The following is a 17186-nucleotide window of genomic DNA, read 5'->3' on the forward strand; positions in this document are numbered from 1 at the left end:
CGTTCCTCACAGGTATTGCGCGATGGCTGCGCGCGTGGGCTCATGCTCGAGCAGGCCCGCCATCTTCAAGAACTTGCGGATATTGACGATCATCGGATGCTGATTCGTGATCGGATATGCCCCGACCATGTCGTTCGCGATCTGCTCGCGCGTGGCGGCAGGCAGATCGAGCGTGTCGATCAGACGCCGGTCGAATTCAAGTTGAAGCTCGTTGGTGAGGTATTCGCGCAGGAAGAACGGCAGTCCCTTGCCGAGTTCGACGCGTGCCGTCTCGTCGATCTCCGACCAGTACAGCTTCACCAGATTGATCCAGAAGACCGAGTGGCGGCCTTCATCGGCGAGGTGGTCGGCCATCACGCCCTTGACCGAGCGCTTGAGCGTGGTGTCGCGCGAGAAGGCGGCGACCTCGGCCGTCACGGTGTTCTCGGAGATGGCGACACCGAGCAGCTCCATGCCGGCGGCATATTGCGGCGGCACGTATTCCATGGCGCGGGGAATCGCACGCGAGAGTTCGATTTCCTTGTTCTGCTCGATCGGGCCGATGCCGGTGCTGCGCTCGACCTGGTCGAGGTAATCCATGGCGACGTACGCGTGGTAGTTCTCGTCGATGACCACCGACATGGCATCGCTGCGGCAGGCGAACGGAAACTCGAACGGGAAGCGCGACTTGGCGATGGCGAGCGCCGTGCGGTTGACGATTTCCGTCTCGAAGATGATGACGTCGTTGATGTACTTGTAGAAGCTTTGCAGCAGGATGTAGTCCTGCACCTCGCGACCGGCGTCGATCACGGCGGGATGTGCGTACAGCGGCTGGCGCTCGACCGGGTAGTAGCTCAGATCGTCGTCTTCGACGATGCGGCGCGGGCGCGAACGGATCGTGGCGCGTTGTTCCCATTGGTCAGCGTGGCTGACGTAACTCTGCAATGACATGGCGTTGCCTCGGAAGATGGGGGACGGCAGAGGGCATTCGACTGGCAGTTCCCGGCATGCGCTCGGGAAGACGGGGGCGGGACCGGCGTGCGCTGTGCGCGCAGACACCGGAACGTGGCCACCCGTCGAACCTTTTGCAGCCTTCGAAACTCAGGCAGCGACGGCTTCCTTTTGCGTCGCGACGATGTGCTCGTGCAGCCCGTCCCACAGACGCAGGCGTTCGTCGATGGCACGCAGCCCGGCTTCCAGCGCTTCGACGAGCAGACGTTCGTCGTTATGCGCGGACTCGACGATCATGGCGCGCGCGGCCGGGCCGTGTTCGCCGGAGTCCACTTCGATGTGACGTTCGAGATAGAAGGTCAGCAGCGGCACGCTCTTCGGGTCGATCTGCCAGCCGTCGAGCAGCGTGCGGAACATGTCGGGAATCACGTTCTCGCGGCCATAGAAGAAGTTGCCGAGCACCTGATGGGTCTTGCCTTCGTAGCAGGTGGCGAACGTCGAATTGACGAATCGAAGCACGGGGGCGGGGGCTTCGACGGCGGCAAGTGCAGCGCTCACGCTATGACCGGCGACCAGCAGGTCGATGAGCTTTTCGATCTGACGCGTATCGGCACCCACATCGCGCATCGCGGCAAGGTACAGATCGAAGTGGCTCATCGGCCCTTGCGGCGTCTCGTCGCATTCCTCGCCGAGCACGATCTCGTTGATCAGGCGCGCGGCGTGAATGTTGCGCGGTGCGATCCACGGCAGCGTGATGGTCGTGAGGTCGGCCTGAAGGCGCTTGACCAGCGACATGAAGTCCCAGACGGCGAAAACGTGCCATTCCATGAACGTCTGCAACCCTTGCATCGATTCGATGGAGTGAAATACCGGGTGATGTGCAAGCGTCGCGTGATGTTCCTTGATCTGACGTTCGAGATGTTCGATCTTGTCCACGATAGGCATCCTTGTGATAACGAAATTGAAATCAACCTGTGCGAGGGGGAATGCGGCGCGACTTTCACGTCGTCGCCCACAGGGATCAGCAAGTTCGGTGCCAGTGTCTCGAAACGTTAGTATCTCGATGATTGGAAGGGATTTTCGAACGATCGCGGTGCGCGCGAGGGGATGACACCTGTACAACTAATGGACAGGTGTGCACGCGGGTGTCGCGGTGGCGAAACGGGCGTGGAGCATCAGGTCGGAGGCAGTCCGAACGGAATCACCGGGACGTCAGGAAGGATGCTGCAACGCAGCGCGGCGGGTGGAAAATGCTGCCGCTCAGGGCAGGTTTTCCCGGAAGATGACCTGACTGCGATTCGCCTCGATGCCCGCCGACAAGTCGCGCTTCTCGCGCAAGTTGGCGAAGATGCGCACGCAGTTCATGATCGCGCTCTGCGGGCTCTGGGTGATGACGGCGTCCATCGACCCGTCGATGAGCAAGGCGCGTGTGTCGGGCGTGAGGCCGTGTCCGATGAAGACGACCTTGTGCTGCTTGCCCAGCGACTTGAGCGCTTGCCCGACGCCCTCTGACCCGCCGCCGATGTTGTAGATCGCTGCGAGGTCGGGATGCTGTTCGAGCAGCGCGCGCGTTTGCCGGTAGTTGACCGCTTCGTCGTCGTAACCTTCGCGCAATCCCACGACCTGCATGTGCGGATACTGTTCGGCGAACAGTTGCAGGAAGCCGGCTTCGCGCTCCACGTGCGCCTTGTAGCTGAGAGACCCGGCGATGAGCGCGACCTTGGCGGGCTTGTCCGTACCGACGAACCGGGCGATCAGATACGCCGCCGTGCGTCCCGCCGAACCGTTGTCCAGCCCGACATAGGCGATGCGGCGCGAATGCGACAGATCGGACACGAGCGTGACGGCCGCCACGCCCGCATCGGCCAGCGTGTCCACGGCTTCGCGGACTTTCGGGTGCTCCAGCGGCATGAAGGCCACGCCGTTGCACTCGCGCCCGCGTCGCAGCAACGCCGTCGACAGCGCATCGGGGTCGAACCCCTGGATGAACTGCACGCGACAGTTCACGTGATACGGCGCCCATTGTGTCTGCGAGCATTGCACCCATTCGCCGAGCATGCGCAGGAACTTGCTGCTGCGCCCGGGCAGGACGAACAGCACTTGCGTCGCAGGCGTCGAACGCACCGCTTCGAGCGCCGGCTCCGGCAGGTACTTCAATTCGCCGGCGGCTTGCAGCACGCGCTGAACCGTCGTCTGGCGTACGCCTTCGCGGCGATGCAGCACGCGGTCGACCGTGGCCGTGGATACCCCCGCCAGCCGCGCGATGTCGGCCAGATTCGGCATGTTGCGTCTCATCTCATGCGCCTCCGATGTGTTGCTGTGCGGGATCGTCCCGGCATTGTGGATCACAGCATACTTCATCAAATCACATCAAAACACATCATGAAATCGGGTTGAGCGATCGCGGTATTGCGCCCTATCGTACGACCTCAACCGATGTGCCCGAACGTGATGACAGTCGATGGAATGAGGACTGTCGTGCGAGCGCAGGCACGACAACAAACAGCAACAGGAGACATCGTCATGGCGGGAGCAGGTGAGCCGGTGCCGCGCAGGCTGGAGGGCCGGGTGGCGCTGGTGTTCGGTGCGGGATCGATCGGCGACGGATGGGGCAACGGCAAGGCCGCTGCTGTGGCATACGCCCGGCATGGCGCGAAGGTCGTCGCCGTCGATCTTCAGCAGTCCGCTGCCGACGCCACGCGTGAGGTGATCGTGAGCGAAGGCAACGACGCCATCGCGATTGCCGCCGACGTTACCGCGCTGGCCGACGTCGAGCGTGTCGTGGCCGCTGCAATGGAGACTTACGGGCGCATCGACATCCTGCACAACAACGTCGGCATCACTTCGCAAGGCGGGCCGGTCGAGACGACCGAAGCCGTGTGGGACCGGGTGATGACGGTCAACGTCAAGAGCATGTTTCTCACGTGCAAGGCGGTGCTGCCGGTCATGGAGGCGCAGGGCAGCGGGGTGATCATCAATATCGGCGCGCTCGGCGGGGTTCGCTGGACGGGCTATGCCTACTGCGCCTACGCGGCGTCGAAGGGCGCGGTGAATTCGTTCACGCAGAGCGTGGCGCTGCAATATGCGGGGCGCGGCATTCGTGCGAACTGCATTTTGCCTGGCGTGATGGACACGCCGCACATCTATCAGCAGATTTCCGGGTTTTACCAAAGCGCGCACGAGATGGTGGATGCGCGTAACCGTCTGTCCCCGACCGGTCGCATGGGGGATGGCTGGGACGTTGCGAATGCGGCTGTGTTTCTGGCGTCGGACGAAGCGCGCTACATCAATGGTGTAGAACTGCTCGTCGACGGCGGCATGCACGCGCGTTGCGCCTGACGTCGTCCGGCCGCTGCGCCGGCGCTCGCGCTGAAAACCACAATATCAGGAGACAAGCAGATGACCCGTTCCACTTCTCAGAGCCGCCGCAGCGTGCTGCGCGCGCTGTCCGCCTTGCCCGCTCTGGGTGTTGCCGGCATGACCGGTGCGCTGCCGGGCATGGCGCGCGCCGCTGCGCCGCAATACGTGTTCAAGTACGGCAACAACCTGCCGGTCAGTCATCCGCTGAACGTACGCGCGCAGGAAGTCGCCGCGCGCATCGCTTCGGAAAGTCAGGGCCGGATGGAACTGCGCGTCTTTCCGAACAACCAGCTTGGCGGCGATACCGACATGCTCGCGCAGGTGCGTAACGGCGGCATCGACATCTTCAATGCCGGCACGATGGTGATCGCCACGCTCGCGCCGATCAGCGCGATCACGGCGGTGGGCTTTGCGTTTTCCAGCTACGACCAGGTGTGGCACGCCGTCGACGGGCAATTGGGCAACAGTATTCGCGAGGCCTTTGCGAAGACCGGGCTCTACACGTTCGAGAAGATGTGGGACAACGGCTTCCGCCAGATCACGAGCGGCAACAAGCCCATCGCGAAAGCTGCCGATCTCTCGGGCATGAAGATTCGCGTGCCGGTCAGCCCGATGGGCATCTCGCTGTTCAAGTCGCTGCAAGCGTCGCCGACGAGCCTTCAGTTCAGCGAGGTCTACTCCGCCCTGCAAACGCGTGTGGTCGATGCGCAGGAGAATCCGCTGGCCATCGTGCAGACGGCCAAGCTCTATGAGGTGCAGAAGTACTGCGCCATCACGAATCACAGCTGGGACGGTTATCACCTCGTGGTCAACGGCCGCTCGTGGCGCGCGCTGCCCGACGACCTCAAGACCATCGTTGCACGCGCCTTCAACGAAGCGGCGATCAAGCAGCGCGAAGACGTCTACAAGCTCAACACGGGTCTGCAAAGCGAGCTGGCGTCCAAGGGGCTGGCGTTCAATGCGGCATCGCCGGAGACGTTCCGCGCGCAGTTGCAAAAGTCCGGCTACTACGCCGAGTGGCAGAAGAAGTTCGGCGCACAGGCGTGGGCGTTGCTCGAAGCCACGGCCGGCAAGGTAGCGTGACATGACGCCCCGTCATGCGCACTCCCCGAACGGCATGCCTGCCGGGGGCGCCGGGGACGTCAGGGACACAACCCTGCGCGACGTGCCGCCGCAACGCGGCTGGCACGCGTTCGTCGGCGGACTCGACCGTGCCATCGGGTGGCTGACCGAGATTCCGGCGGCGCTGCTTGTGCTCGCCGACATCGTGGTCATGCTCGCCGGTGTGATCGCCCGGTATGCGTTTCACGCGCCGCTGGTCTGGGGCGACGAACTGGCCGGCATCCTGTTTCTGTGGATGTCGATGCTCGGCGCCGTGGTCGCGTTGCGACGCGGTGAACACATGCGCATGACGGCGTTCGTCGGCAAAGCGAAGCCCGAGACCCGCGCATTCCTCGACGTGCTGGCGATTGCCGCTGCACTGGCGTTCCTGATGCTGATCGTGCATCCCGCATACGAGTACGCGTCAGAGGAAGCGTTCGTGGTCACGCCCGCGCTGGAAATCAGCAACGCGTGGCGCGCGGCAGCGCTGCCGGTAGGCGTCGCCTTGATGCTGCTGGTGGCCGTGTTGCGGCTGTTGCGCACGGCGCCGCTCGTCAAGGCCGTGCAGGCCGTGGCGGTAGTCGCGGCGGTCTGTCTCGGGTTCTGGCTGCTCGGTCCCGTGCTCGAACCGCTCGGGCGCTGGAATCTGGTGATCTTCTTCGCTGGCGTGGTCGGGGCCTGTGTCTTCGCGGGCGTGCCGATTGCGTTTTCGTTCGCGCTCGCCACATTCGGCTTTCTCGCCCTGACGACGACCACGCCGCTGGTCGTGCTCGTGGGGCGCATGGACGAGGGCATGTCGCATCTGATCCTGCTGGCGGTGCCATTGTTCGTCTTCCTCGGCCTGCTGATCGAGATGACGGGCATGGCGCGCGCGATGGTGCAATGCCTGGCGAGCTTGCTGGGGCATGTGCGCGGCGGGCTGAGCTACGTGCTGATCGGCGGGATGTATCTGGTGTCGGGCATTTCCGGCTCGAAGGCCGCCGATATGGCGGCGATTGCCCCGGTGCTGTTTCCCGAGATGAAGAAGCGTGGCGCGGATCCGGGCGATCTCGTGGCACTGCTCTCGACCACGGGGGCGCAGACGGAGACGATTCCGCCGTCGATCGTGCTGATCACCATCGGCTCGGTGACCGGTGTCTCGATTGCGGCGCTCTTCACCGGCGGGCTGTTGCCGGGTGTCGTGTTGGGGATCGCGCTGTGCTGCGTCGTATGGTGGCGCTACCGTCACGAAGACCTCTCCGGCGTGAAGAAGGCGAAGAAGGGCGAAGTGCTGCGTGCATTCGTCTACGCCTTGCCTGCGCTTGCGTTGCCGTTCGTGATTCGGGCGGCGGTGGTCGAGGGGATTGCCACGGCGACGGAAGTCTCGACCATCGGCATTGCTTACTCGGTGATCGCGGGGCTGTTGATCTACCGCCAGTTCGATACGCGCCGCTTGTTGCCGATGCTGATCGAGACGGCGGCACTCTCGGGCGCGATCATCTTCATCATCGGCGCGGCCACGGGCATGGCGTGGGGACTGACGCAGTCGGGCTTCGCGCAGGATCTGGCCGCGGCCATGGAGCGCATGCCGGGCGGTAGCGCGGGATTCATCTTCGTCTCGGTGATCGCGTTCATCGTGCTGGGCAGCGTGCTCGAAGGCATTCCGGCCATCGTGCTGTTCGGACCCTTGATGTTTCCGATTGCGCGCGCGGTCGGTGTGCACGAGGTGCATTACGCGATGATCGTGGTGCTCTCGATGGGGCTGGGCCTGTTCGCGCCACCCTTCGGCGTGGGGTATTACGCGGCGTGCGCCATCGGCAAGGTCGACCCGGCCAAAGGCATGCGCGCGATCTGGGGCTATCTGGTGGCGCTGATCGTCGGGCTGATCTGCGTGGCCGCCATTCCGTGGATCTCCACAGGTTTTCTTCACTGATACAACACGATCCATGAGCAGATTCTTTGGCGAAATCCGCCAGGTGGCATATATCGTGCCCGACATCGAAGCGGCCATGACCTACTGGTCGAACGTGCTGGGCGTGGGGCCGTGGTACTACAACCCCAAGGTGCCGATTCGCAACTACACCTATCGCGGCGAGTCCTTCGAGCCGCATAACTCGGTGGCGCTGGCCAACGCGGGCGGCTTGCAGATCGAGCTGCTCCAGATTCGCAACGACGTGCCGTCGATGTATCGGGATTTTCTCCAGGCGGGGCGCTCGGGGGCGCAACACGTGGCGTACTGGACGCAGGACTTCGATGCCGATCTGGCGCGTGCGCAGGCGGCGGGCTTCAAGGTTTGCATGGGCGGCGAAGTGGGCGAGAACGGCCGCTTCGTCTACTTCGAAGATCGCAGTGCCGAACCCGGCTGTCACCCGGGCACCACTATCGAACTGTCGGAAGTCGCCGGTCCGAAGGGGCGTCTTTTCGCGATGATTCGCGAGGCCGCCGCCGCGTGGGACGGCACGGATCCCGTTCGTCCCTTTCCGGATCTGACGACGCTATGACGGCAACGCTCAACGCCACGTATCTGATCGAAACGCCGCTCGATCCGCGAAAGGTGGCTGAAGTCATGGCCGGCGAACAGTCGTGCGGCACGTTCACGCGTGTCGAAGGCGAGACCGATGCCTTGCGTGAGCGCGCCCGCGCCGTCGTGCAGGCCGTCGATTTCGTGGGCGACGTCGAGCGTCCGTCGCTGCCCAATGCGTTTCTCGAGCGCAAGGGCGGACCCGGTGTCACCGGTCCCTGGCATCGGGCGCGCGTGCGCATCGCCTTTCCTTGCGACAACATCGGCGCCAACCTGCCGACGCTCGCCGCCACGGTGGCCGGCAATCTTTACGATCTGGGCGAAGTCACCGGCATGCGGCTCGAACGCATCGCCTTGCCCTCGGCTTATCGCGAGCAGTTCGAGTTTCCGCGCTGCGGCATTGCCGGCACGCGCGAAGCGACGGGCGTGGCGCGCGGGGCGCTGGTCGGCACGATTCTCAAACCGAACGTCGGCATGAGCGCGCACGACACCGCAGCGCTGGTGGCGCGCCTGTGTGCCGCAGGCGTTGACTTCATCAAAGACGACGAGGTGTGCGCCAACCCGGTACATGCACCACTGGCGCTGCGGGTGCCGGCGGTCATGGCGGCCGTGCGCGCGCATCGGGAGCGCACCGGCAAGCAGGTGATGGTGGCGTTCAACATCACTGACGAGACGGAGGCGATGCTGCGTCACGCCGATCTCGTGCGACGCGAAGGCGGCAATTGCGTGATGGTCAGCCTGAACTGGTGCGGATTCTCGGCGGTGCAGACGCTACGTCGTCACACGGGGATGGCGATCCACGGGCATCGCAACGGTTTCGGCGCGATGTCGCGGGCGCCATTGCTCGGCATCGGCTTTCAGGCGTATCAGGCGCTGTGGCGTCTGACCGGTGTCGACCATATGCATGTGCACGGCTTGCAGGGCAAGTTTTCGCAGCCGGATGACGAGGTCGTCGAATCGGCGCACGACTGCTATACGCCGCTGGCCTTCGATGCCCCCGGCAACGGCGACATTGACGATCGCGTCATGCCGGCGTTCTCCTCGGGACAATGGGCCGGCACGGTGCCTGCGACCTGGCGTGCGGTGCGTCGCGACGATCTGCTTTTCATGGCGGGCGGCGGCATCCTCGCTCACCCGGACGGCCCTGCCGCCGGTGTACAGAGCCTGCGCGACGCATGGCAGGCGGTGCGCGAGGGCGAGTCGCTCGAAGCGGCCGCCTTGCACTCACCGGCACTGGCGGCGGCGTTGCAGCGCTTCGGTCGTTGAGCGGAGCGCCGTCATGTCCATCGACACGATTGAAGCCACGGCCGACGCGAGGCATCGCCCGCAACTGCTCTACTACGGAGACGATTTCACCGGCGCGACCGATGCGCTGGCGACGGCCGCGCGCGCGGGTTTGCGAAGCGTGCTGCTATTCGGGCCGCCGGATGAAGCGCGTCTGGCATCGCTGGGCGCGCTCGACTGTCTGGGCATTGCCGGGGTATCGCGCTCGCTGGCACCCGCCGCCATGCGCGACGAACTCGGACCGATTGCGGATCTGGCGCGTCGCCTGAAACCGGCCGTGCTGCACTATAAGACCTGCTCGACCTTCGACAGCGGGCCGGACGTGGGCAGCATCGGCGAAGCGATGCGCGCGCTCGCCCCCGCGATGCCCAGTCAGTGGACGGCCATCGTCGGGGGGCAACCGAACCTCGGGCGGTACTGTCTGTTCGGCAATCTGTTCGCCGCAGCGGGCGCGGGGGGCGAGGTGTTTCGTCTCGACCGGCATCCGACGATGAGCTTTCATCCCGTGACGCCGATGCACGAAGCCGATTTGCGGCGGCATCTCGCTGCGCAAGGGGTGTCGGACATCGGGCTGATGCCGTGGACCGGCTATGTGCCCTCGGCGGGAGCCACGGAGGCAGACGCCGTGGCGCGGATCGCGCAGATCACCTCGCGCCTTGAATCGTTGCGTGCGTCGGGTGTCGTCAACGTGCTTTGGGATGTCGCGGCGACATCGGATCTCGCCGAGATCGGCTCCGTGCTTTGGGCACAGGCGCAGCAAGCGCCGTTGCTGGCCGTGGGGCCTAGCAGCGTGACGCAGGCGTTGTCGAGCGCCATGACGCGAGGCGCCACGCCGCAGACGCCGGAAACGGCGGGAGCGGCGCGAACGGAACGTGTCGCCGCCGCAAGCGGACCGGTGCTGGTGCTCGCTGGGAGCTTGTCTCCGGTGACGGCAAGGCAGGTGAGTGCGGCCAGATCGTTCGAAATCGTCCGTCTCGACGCGGCGCGTCTGGTGCAGGGCGATGGACGCTATCTGGCCTCCGTGGCCGACGAACTGACGCAACATCTGCGGGCGGGGCGGCATACGCTGGCGTGTACGGTGCCGTCGGCCGGGCGTGAGGGCGATGGTGCGTCCGTGTCCGCGCTGGCACTGGCGCAGGCGGGCGGACGTCTGCTCCGGAAAGTGCTGCAAGCGGCGCCTGTCTCGCGGGCGGCGATTGCCGGAGGCGACACATCGAGCCACGGGGTGCGCGGACTGGACGCGTGGGGGCTGACCTATGCCGGCACCCTCTCGGCGGGTGCGCCGCTTTGCCGCCTGCGCAGCGACTGCGCCACGCTCGACGGGATGGAGATCCTGCTCAAGGGCGGTCAGATGGGCGATGAAGATCTGTTCGAGCGGCTGGTGCACGGCAACTGACGACGCGCCCTTTCACGCTCGTCAACATGCACTGACACCCATCGATAACCCCATCGCGGCTCAATTACGGAACGTTCTCGCCGTCTCTTCGGCGGCGAAGCGAAGCTCCGGCTCGAAGGCGAGCAGATCGTCGAGCGTCAGCCTGCCGATGGGCGCCTGCACGGCGATGGCGGCGCACGCGCGATTGCGGTTGAGCAGCACCGGCACGGCAATCGCGATCAATCCCTGCAAGTGTTCCTGATTGTTGATGCCCATCTTGCGACGGCGTGTGTGCTGCAATTCCGTGCGTAACGCGTCGCGATCGGTAAAGGTCTGATCGGAGAAACGGCGCAGCGGCAGCGTGTCGATCAGATGTTCGCGCCGTTCCTTCGGCAAGAAACTCAGTAGCAATTTACCGCTCGCCGAGCAATGCAGCGGGACATGCGACCCCGGTTGCAAATGCATGCGCAGCGGCCACTCCGTCTCCACACGATCCACGTAAATCACATCGTTGCCGGAGAGCATCGTGAGATTGCACGTCTCGCCGATGCTCGCGACGAGTTGTTGCAGCAGGCCGTGACGCGCGGCGGCCGGCCCGGTCTGCATCAGCACGTTCACGGCGAGCGCCCGCACGCGTGGCGAGCATTCGTAGCGCCGGTCGTTGTCGCTTCGGGTGATGAGCCAGGCATCCTTGAGCTGGGTCAGGATGCGATGCACCGTCTGCTTCGGCAGACCGAGTGCATTCACGAGATCCATCATCGACAGTGGACTGCCTGCGTCTGCCAGGGTTTCGAGCACGCGAAACGCCCGCACTGCGGCTGCGTTCGATTGATTCGATGCCGTCATGTCGCCTCCTGAGGTCTGGCTTCGTCCCCTTGTCTCTTTGATGCCTTGCCCGCTTGGCAATCTCGTCGTTGCGTGCGGTGCTGAGCCTGATTGTGCATCGGTTTCATCGCTTTTGCGGACTTCATCGGTCCCGAATTTCGAGCGACCCTGTACACCCTCCGACGGTGTCCGGGTTGACCGGGAATTTGAGACCGGTATCGCCACCGCGGTTGACTAGATTGGTCACACGAACCCGATCGAAAAACCACAGGAGGCGTCTCATGAATTCACGGGCTCCCGGCGCGGTCGTTGCGTCACAGAACCCTCGGTCGTTCCCCTCGGACACGCACACTGGCGCACCCGACGTCGATGCGATGGTCGGGCACCTGATCGCGCGGGCCAGACTGGCGCAGCGCGATTTCGCGGCGGGCGGGCAATCCGCGCTCGATACGGCGGCCAGCGCGGCGGCGTGGGCCATCATGGCGCCGTCGCGCAACCGGCAACTGGCGGAGCTGGCCGTGCGCGACACCGGGCTCGGCAACGTCGACGACAAGATCCAGAAGAATTTCCGCAAGACACTCGGCCTGCTGCGCGATCTGCACGGACGCAAGACGCACGGTGTCATTGCCGAGGACACCCGCAAGGGCATCGTGGAGATTGCCCGGCCAGTAGGCGTCGTGGCCGCGATTACGCCATCGACCAACCCGGCGGCCACGCCGGCGAACAAGATCGTCAACGCGCTCAAGTGCGGCAATGCGGTGATCGTGGCGCCATCGCCCAAGGGCTACAGCGCCTGCGCGTTGCTGCTGCGGTTCATTCACGCCGAGTTCGAGCGGGCAGGTCTGTCGCGGGATCTCGTGCAGATGCTGCCCGAGCCGATCAGCAAGGCGGCGACGGCATCGCTCATGCGTCAGGCGGATCTGATCGTCGCGACCGGATCGCAGGCGAACGTTCGTATGGCTTACACCAGTGGTACGCCGGCGTTCGGCGTCGGGGCGGGGAACGTGGCGTCGGTCGTCACGTCGAGCGCTGATCTGACCGATGCCGCCGACAAGATCGCCCGCTCGAAAACCTTCGACAACGCGACCAGTTGCTCGTCGGAGAACAGCGTGGTGATCGAAGACGGTATCTACGACGCCATGCTCGATGCGCTGCGTCGCGCGGGCGGCGTGTTGCTCGACGCCAGCCAGAAGCACGCACTGGCGCAGGTCATGTGGGTGGATGGCAAGCTCTCGGGCCAGTGCACGGCGCAGTCGGCGCAGCGCATCGCAGAGCTCGCCGGGCTCCACGACGTGGCCGCGCAGCGTCCCGCCTTTCTGATGGTCGAAGAGACGGGGACCGGTGCGGATCATCCGTTCTCCGGCGAAAAGCTCTCGCCGGTACTGACCGTCTATCGCGCGAAGGACTTCGACGACGCGACGTCGCTCGTCGCACGCCTCTACGACTACATGGGTGCGGGGCATTCGGTCGGATTGCACGGTGCGGACCCGGCGCAGGCGGTGCATCTGGGCGAAACGCTCCCGGTCGCGCGCGTGATCGTGAATCAGGCGCATTGCTTTGCCACCGGCGGCAATTTCGACAACGGTCTGCCGTTCTCGCTCTCGATGGGATGCGGCACCTGGGGGAAGAACAACTTCACCGAGAACCTCGGCTTTCGCCAGTATCTCAACGTCACGCGCGTGGCTTACCCCATCGCCGCCGAAGTCCCCGACGCCGACGATCTGCTCGCCGACTACTTCGGGAGATTCGGACGATGAACGCGCCCACGAATCCGGTAGCGACCGCCGCCGTCGTTACGGCGCGCGAGCCGGTCGCCACGCCTGCCGACACGTTGCGCGAACTGATCGATACACAGGCGTCTGATTATGGCCAACGACCGTACCTGCTCGCCTTGACCGAGGGAGAAGGGGCGGGCGCGTCACTGACGTTCGAAGCCTTGCGCGACGATTGTCGTGCGCTCGCGCGTCGCTTTGCCGACGCCGGGCTGCGCGAAGGCGACATCGTTTCCGTCTGCATGGGCAACGGGCCGCAGACGGCGCGCATCATCCTCGCCGCGATGTACTGCGGTCTGATCGTCAATCCCGTCAATCTGCTGTGTCAGCCGACGCAACTGCAATACATCATCGAGCACTCGGAGACGCGTGTGATCTTCGTCTCCGACGCGATGCTCCCGGCGGTGGTGCTGGCGATGGAGGCCGCACGAGCGCAGGGCATGACGCGGCCTGTGGCGCTGGTGTGCACGTCACCGGAGGCGTCTGGCTTGCCAGACATCCCGGCGTTGGATGTGAGCCGCGCCGCACCCTCGTTGGCCGGTAGCGACATTGCGTTGCTCATGTACACATCGGGGACAACCGGGGTGCCGAAGGGCGTGCTGCTTTCGCATCGGAATCTGCTCGCCAACGCGGCCTTCATCAGTGCGGAGCATCGGCTGACGCAGGACGATCGCGTGCTGGCGTCGCTGCCGCTTTATCACATCAACGGTCTCGTGGTGACGCTGCTCACGCCGTTGTTTCACGGGGGTTCCGTGGTGATGGCACCCCGCTTCTCCGCACGCACCTTCTGGCGCGACGTCATGGCCACACGCTGTACGTGGATCAACGTCGTGCCGACCATCGTGGCGTATTTGCTCGACGGCGTGCACGACGGCGACGTGCCGGAGCGCGCTGCGCTGGCTGGACTGCGATTCTGCCGCAGCGCATCGGCGGCATTGCCTGCCGATCACCATCGTGCGTTCGAGGCGCGGTTCGGCATCGGCATCATCGAGACGATGGGCATGACCGAGACGGCCGCGCCGGTCTTCAGCAACCCGTTCGACGCCAAGGCAAGACGCATCGGCAGCATCGGATTGCCATCGGGTGGGGAAGCGAAAGTCGTCCGGCGCGACGGATCGCAAGCGGAGCCGGGCGAGACCGGAGAGCTGGTGCTACGTGGCGCACAGGTCATGCGCGGGTATTACAAGCGGCCGGAGGAGACCGCCGGCGCGTTCACGGCCGACGGCTGGCTGCGTACCGGCGACCTGGGCTATCGCGACGACGATGGCTACTTCTACATCACCGGACGCGCCAAGGAGCTGATCATCAAAGGCGGCGAGAACATCGCCCCGCGCGAGATCGACGAAGCGTTGCTGCGTCACCCCGACGTGCTCGAAGCGGCAGCCGTCGGCGTGCCCGACCCCGCCTACGGGCAGGAGATCGTGGCGTTCGTCGTGCTCAGAGAGGCGGCGCATGCCGACGGCCATACGCCACCCGATGTGCAGGCACTTCGCGAGCACTGTCTGCAAACGCTCGGCCGCTACAAGACCCCCAAGGAGTTTCGTTTCGTAACCGAGTTGCCCCGTGGCCCGTCGGGCAAGGTGCAACGGCTGAAACTGCTGCAACCCTCGTGATTCACGGTGCCAGGGGGGCTACGTCCCCCGTCATGCAGGACACGATCGCACGCGCATGACGTGTGCGACGTAAATACATAGGAGACAACATGGACAAGCGTACCGGTCGCGTGAAAACGCGCCACATCATTCTTGCGGTCATGTGCCTGATGTATTTCATCTCGTACATCGATCGCGTCAACATTGCGGTTGCGGGACCCTTTATCCGACAGGAGATGGGGCTCACGACGGTGCAGCTAGGCCTCGTGTTCTCGGCGTTTGCCTATCCGTATGCCGCGATGCAGATCTTCGGCGGATGGCTGGCGGATCGTTACGGGCCGAAGCTGGTGCTGACGGTGCTCTCGCTGATCTGGGGCGCGGCCACGCTTGCCACCGGATTTGCCGGCAGCATCGTGACGCTGGTCGTGCTGCGCTTCGTGCTGGGCATCGGCGAGGGCGGTGCGTTCCCCACCGCCACGCGTGCCTTCACTTACTGGATGCCTGTCGGTGAGCGCGGGTTTGCGCAGGGCATCACGCACAGCTTTGCGCGTCTTGGCGGGGCGATTACGCCGCCAGTGGTGCTCGCCATCGTGGTGGCGTTCGGCTGGCGCGAAGCGTTCATCGTGCTGGGTGTGGTGAGCCTCGCGTGGACCGTGCTGTACATGAAGGTGTTCACCAACACGCCGGAGCAGCACCGTCGCGTGACGCCGCAAGAGGCTGCGGAGATCGGCTATCGCTCGGGAGATTGCGAGCGGGCCAAACGGGCGTCCACGCCCTGGCGAAAGCTCATCCGTCGCATGTGGCTCGTGACGTTCGTGGACTTTTGCTACGGCTGGCTGCTGTGGGTCTATCTGACGTGGATGCCGTCGTATCTGCGCGAATCGCAGGGCTTCGATCTCAAGCAACTGGCCTTGTTCACGGCGTTGCCGCTGCTCGCTGGGGTAGTGGGCGACACGTTGGGCGGGGTCGTCTCCGACAAGCTTTACAAGATGACAGGCCGGTTGCGTTTCGCGCGGGTGTCGGTGCTGGTCGTCGGCATGGGCGGATCGCTGGCGTTTCTGTTGCCCATGACGATGGTGTCCGACCCGATGGTGGCGGTGCTGCTGCTCTCGTCGTCGTTTTTCTTCCTCGAAATCACCAACCCGGTGCTGTGGACGCTTCCGCTCGACATCGCGGGGAAGTACGCCGGCACGGCGGGCGGCATGATGAACACGGGCTTTGGGCTGGCGGGCATGATCTCGCCTGTGGCGTTCGGCTATCTGATCGAGACGAGCGGCAGCTACAACGTACCGTTCGCGATCTCGGCGGCGCTGCTCGGTGCAGGTGTCATTGCGGCGCTATTCATCGACACCAGCAAGACCGTCGACAAGGATGAAGAGGATGAAGCGGCCGCGCTGTCCGGCGAACGGATCGGAGCGGCTGGTGCGGCTGGCACGGCTGGCGCGACCACGATGTGGGTCGCGACCGGACCGCAGCGGCACCCGTTGCGGCGGCCGCTGCGCTGGCGCCGGTGATGAGGCGAGCGCTGCTACGGTCGTGTGCGGGAAGCCGATAGGGAGCGTGGGCGGATGGCAGTGCAACGCTGCCATCGCCTGCTTAATGGCCCGGTGACGCGTCGGCGCACGCGAGTTCGTGGACGTCGACCCCAAGCTGTTCCTTCAGCGCTCGTGCGCCTTGCTGCGTGACCTGTACGGCGCGGGAGGCCTTGTCGCGACGCACCCAGCCTTTCGCGCAAAGCACCGCCAGAAACTGCACGCCGAGCGGGCCGGCGAGATGGTGCTGACGTTCCGTCCAGTCGAGACATTGCCGCGCGAGACCGCGTCGTGTCGGCGTGATCCGGGTCACGTCGAGGCCAAGGCTTGCGAACCATTCGATGCCGGCCGGCGTTACCTCGAACTGTTTGTCGGACGCGCTCACGATGAAGCCGCGCGACTGAAGACCGTTCGTGACGGCCACGCCAACGCGCCCCGCGAGATGGTCGTAGCAGCAGCGCGCGAACTGAAGTTCCCGGGCCTGTCGCGTGAGCGGTCTGCGACGTGTCATCTGCGTGAGGCCGATGGACGCAAGATCCTCCAGCGTCTGTGCGATGTGCGCTCCGGCCAGCCGATAGTACCGGTGTCTGCCCTCCGTCTCGACGCTCAACAATCCGCCGGCGAGCAGCTTGCTCAGGTGAGCGCTGGCCGTTTGTGCGGTCACGCTGGCGGCATAGGCGAGTTCACCGGCAGGCCGCGCTCGCCCATCGGCCAACGCCATGAGAATGGCGGCACGGGCAGGATCGGCGATCAAGGATGCGGCGAAGGCGACGTTCGGTTGCGGATACATGGCACTCACTCCAGTCATGGTTCGACGTTAGCACAGGTGCACGGCGCGATATTTCGTTGTCGGTCGAAGCATCGGGGGCGGGGGCTCGTCTATGCTGGATCGCGTCGAAACGATGCGGAGTGCAA

The 17186-nt window shown here is 64.8% G+C and carries 14 protein-coding genes; 9 read left to right on the top strand and 5 right to left on the bottom strand.

Going from position 1 to position 17186, the window contains the following annotated elements; genetic code table 11:
• Window positions 1-6 precede the first annotated feature (6 nt).
• From C5N93_RS05755 to C5N93_RS05765, 3 genes are all read right to left on the bottom strand, one after another.
• On the bottom strand, window positions 7-930 hold the full coding sequence (locus tag C5N93_RS05755; protein ID WP_069342172.1) for a diiron oxygenase: 924 nt from the start codon (window positions 928-930) through the stop codon (window positions 7-9).
• A 150-nt stretch (window positions 931-1080) separates the two neighbouring features.
• Window positions 1081-1875, bottom strand: coding sequence for a DUF3050 domain-containing protein (locus C5N93_RS05760; RefSeq protein ID WP_240493517.1), 795 nt, complete (start codon window positions 1873-1875; stop codon window positions 1081-1083).
• Between the two features lie 315 nt (window positions 1876-2190).
• Entirely contained in the window at window positions 2191-3225 is a 1035-nt protein-coding gene (locus C5N93_RS05765; RefSeq protein ID WP_242558593.1) for a LacI family DNA-binding transcriptional regulator, read from the bottom strand.
• A 228-nt stretch (window positions 3226-3453) separates the two neighbouring features.
• On the opposite strand from C5N93_RS05765, the gene C5N93_RS05770 reads away from it, so the two are divergent.
• From C5N93_RS05770 to C5N93_RS05795, 6 genes are read left to right on the top strand one after another with little or no spacing between them, the layout of a single operon-like run.
• Window positions 3454-4269: a glucose 1-dehydrogenase gene (locus C5N93_RS05770; RefSeq protein ID WP_242558594.1), complete on the top strand. Its 816-nt coding sequence runs from the start codon at window positions 3454-3456 to the stop codon at window positions 4267-4269.
• A gap of 60 nt (window positions 4270-4329) precedes the next feature.
• Entirely contained in the window at window positions 4330-5373 is a 1044-nt protein-coding gene (locus C5N93_RS05775; protein ID WP_242558595.1) for a TRAP transporter substrate-binding protein, read from the top strand.
• Between the two features lies 1 nt (window position 5374).
• Window positions 5375-7303 carry a TRAP transporter large permease subunit gene (locus C5N93_RS05780; RefSeq protein ID WP_242558596.1) on the top strand — a complete coding sequence of 643 codons (1929 nt, stop codon included), beginning with the start codon at window positions 5375-5377 and terminating at the stop codon, window positions 7301-7303.
• Between the two features lie 13 nt (window positions 7304-7316).
• Window positions 7317-7871: a VOC family protein gene (locus C5N93_RS05785; protein WP_242558597.1), complete on the top strand. Its 555-nt coding sequence runs from the start codon at window positions 7317-7319 to the stop codon at window positions 7869-7871.
• Complete coding sequence (locus C5N93_RS05790; protein ID WP_242558598.1) at window positions 7868-9157, top strand: ribulose-bisphosphate carboxylase large subunit family protein; 1290 nt, start codon at window positions 7868-7870, stop codon at window positions 9155-9157. The genes C5N93_RS05785 and C5N93_RS05790 overlap by 4 nt, the downstream gene beginning before the upstream one ends.
• Before the next feature lie 13 nt (window positions 9158-9170).
• Window positions 9171-10571 (top strand): four-carbon acid sugar kinase family protein, encoded by a 1401-nt coding sequence (locus C5N93_RS05795; RefSeq protein ID WP_242558599.1) that lies wholly within the window; start codon window positions 9171-9173, stop codon window positions 10569-10571.
• 60 nt (window positions 10572-10631) lie between these two features.
• On the opposite strand, the gene C5N93_RS05800 is transcribed toward C5N93_RS05795, so the two are convergent.
• On the bottom strand, window positions 10632-11396 hold the full coding sequence (locus tag C5N93_RS05800; RefSeq protein ID WP_069342174.1) for an IclR family transcriptional regulator: 765 nt from the start codon (window positions 11394-11396) through the stop codon (window positions 10632-10634).
• A gap of 353 nt (window positions 11397-11749) precedes the next feature.
• Here C5N93_RS05800 and C5N93_RS05805 point away from each other — a divergent pair, with 353 nt between their 5' ends.
• The 3 genes from C5N93_RS05805 (at window position 11750) to C5N93_RS05815 (ending at window position 16253) form a co-directional block, all read left to right on the top strand.
• Complete coding sequence (locus tag C5N93_RS05805; RefSeq protein ID WP_242558648.1) at window positions 11750-13132, top strand: aldehyde dehydrogenase family protein; 1383 nt, start codon at window positions 11750-11752, stop codon at window positions 13130-13132.
• Entirely contained in the window at window positions 13129-14760 is a 1632-nt protein-coding gene (locus C5N93_RS05810; RefSeq protein WP_242558600.1) for an AMP-binding protein, read from the top strand. Before C5N93_RS05805 ends, C5N93_RS05810 begins: the two co-directional genes overlap by 4 nt.
• A gap of 89 nt (window positions 14761-14849) precedes the next feature.
• Window positions 14850-16253: an MFS transporter gene (locus tag C5N93_RS05815; protein WP_242558601.1), complete on the top strand. Its 1404-nt coding sequence runs from the start codon at window positions 14850-14852 to the stop codon at window positions 16251-16253.
• An 82-nt stretch (window positions 16254-16335) separates the two neighbouring features.
• On the opposite strand, the gene C5N93_RS05820 is transcribed toward C5N93_RS05815, so the two are convergent.
• Complete coding sequence (locus C5N93_RS05820; RefSeq protein WP_242558602.1) at window positions 16336-17061, bottom strand: helix-turn-helix transcriptional regulator; 726 nt, start codon at window positions 17059-17061, stop codon at window positions 16336-16338.
• Window positions 17062-17186 lie beyond the last annotated feature (125 nt).

The sequence above is a fragment of the Pandoraea sp. LA3 genome (assembly GCF_022696215.1).
GTDB lineage: Bacteria > Pseudomonadota > Gammaproteobacteria > Burkholderiales > Burkholderiaceae > Pandoraea > Pandoraea capi.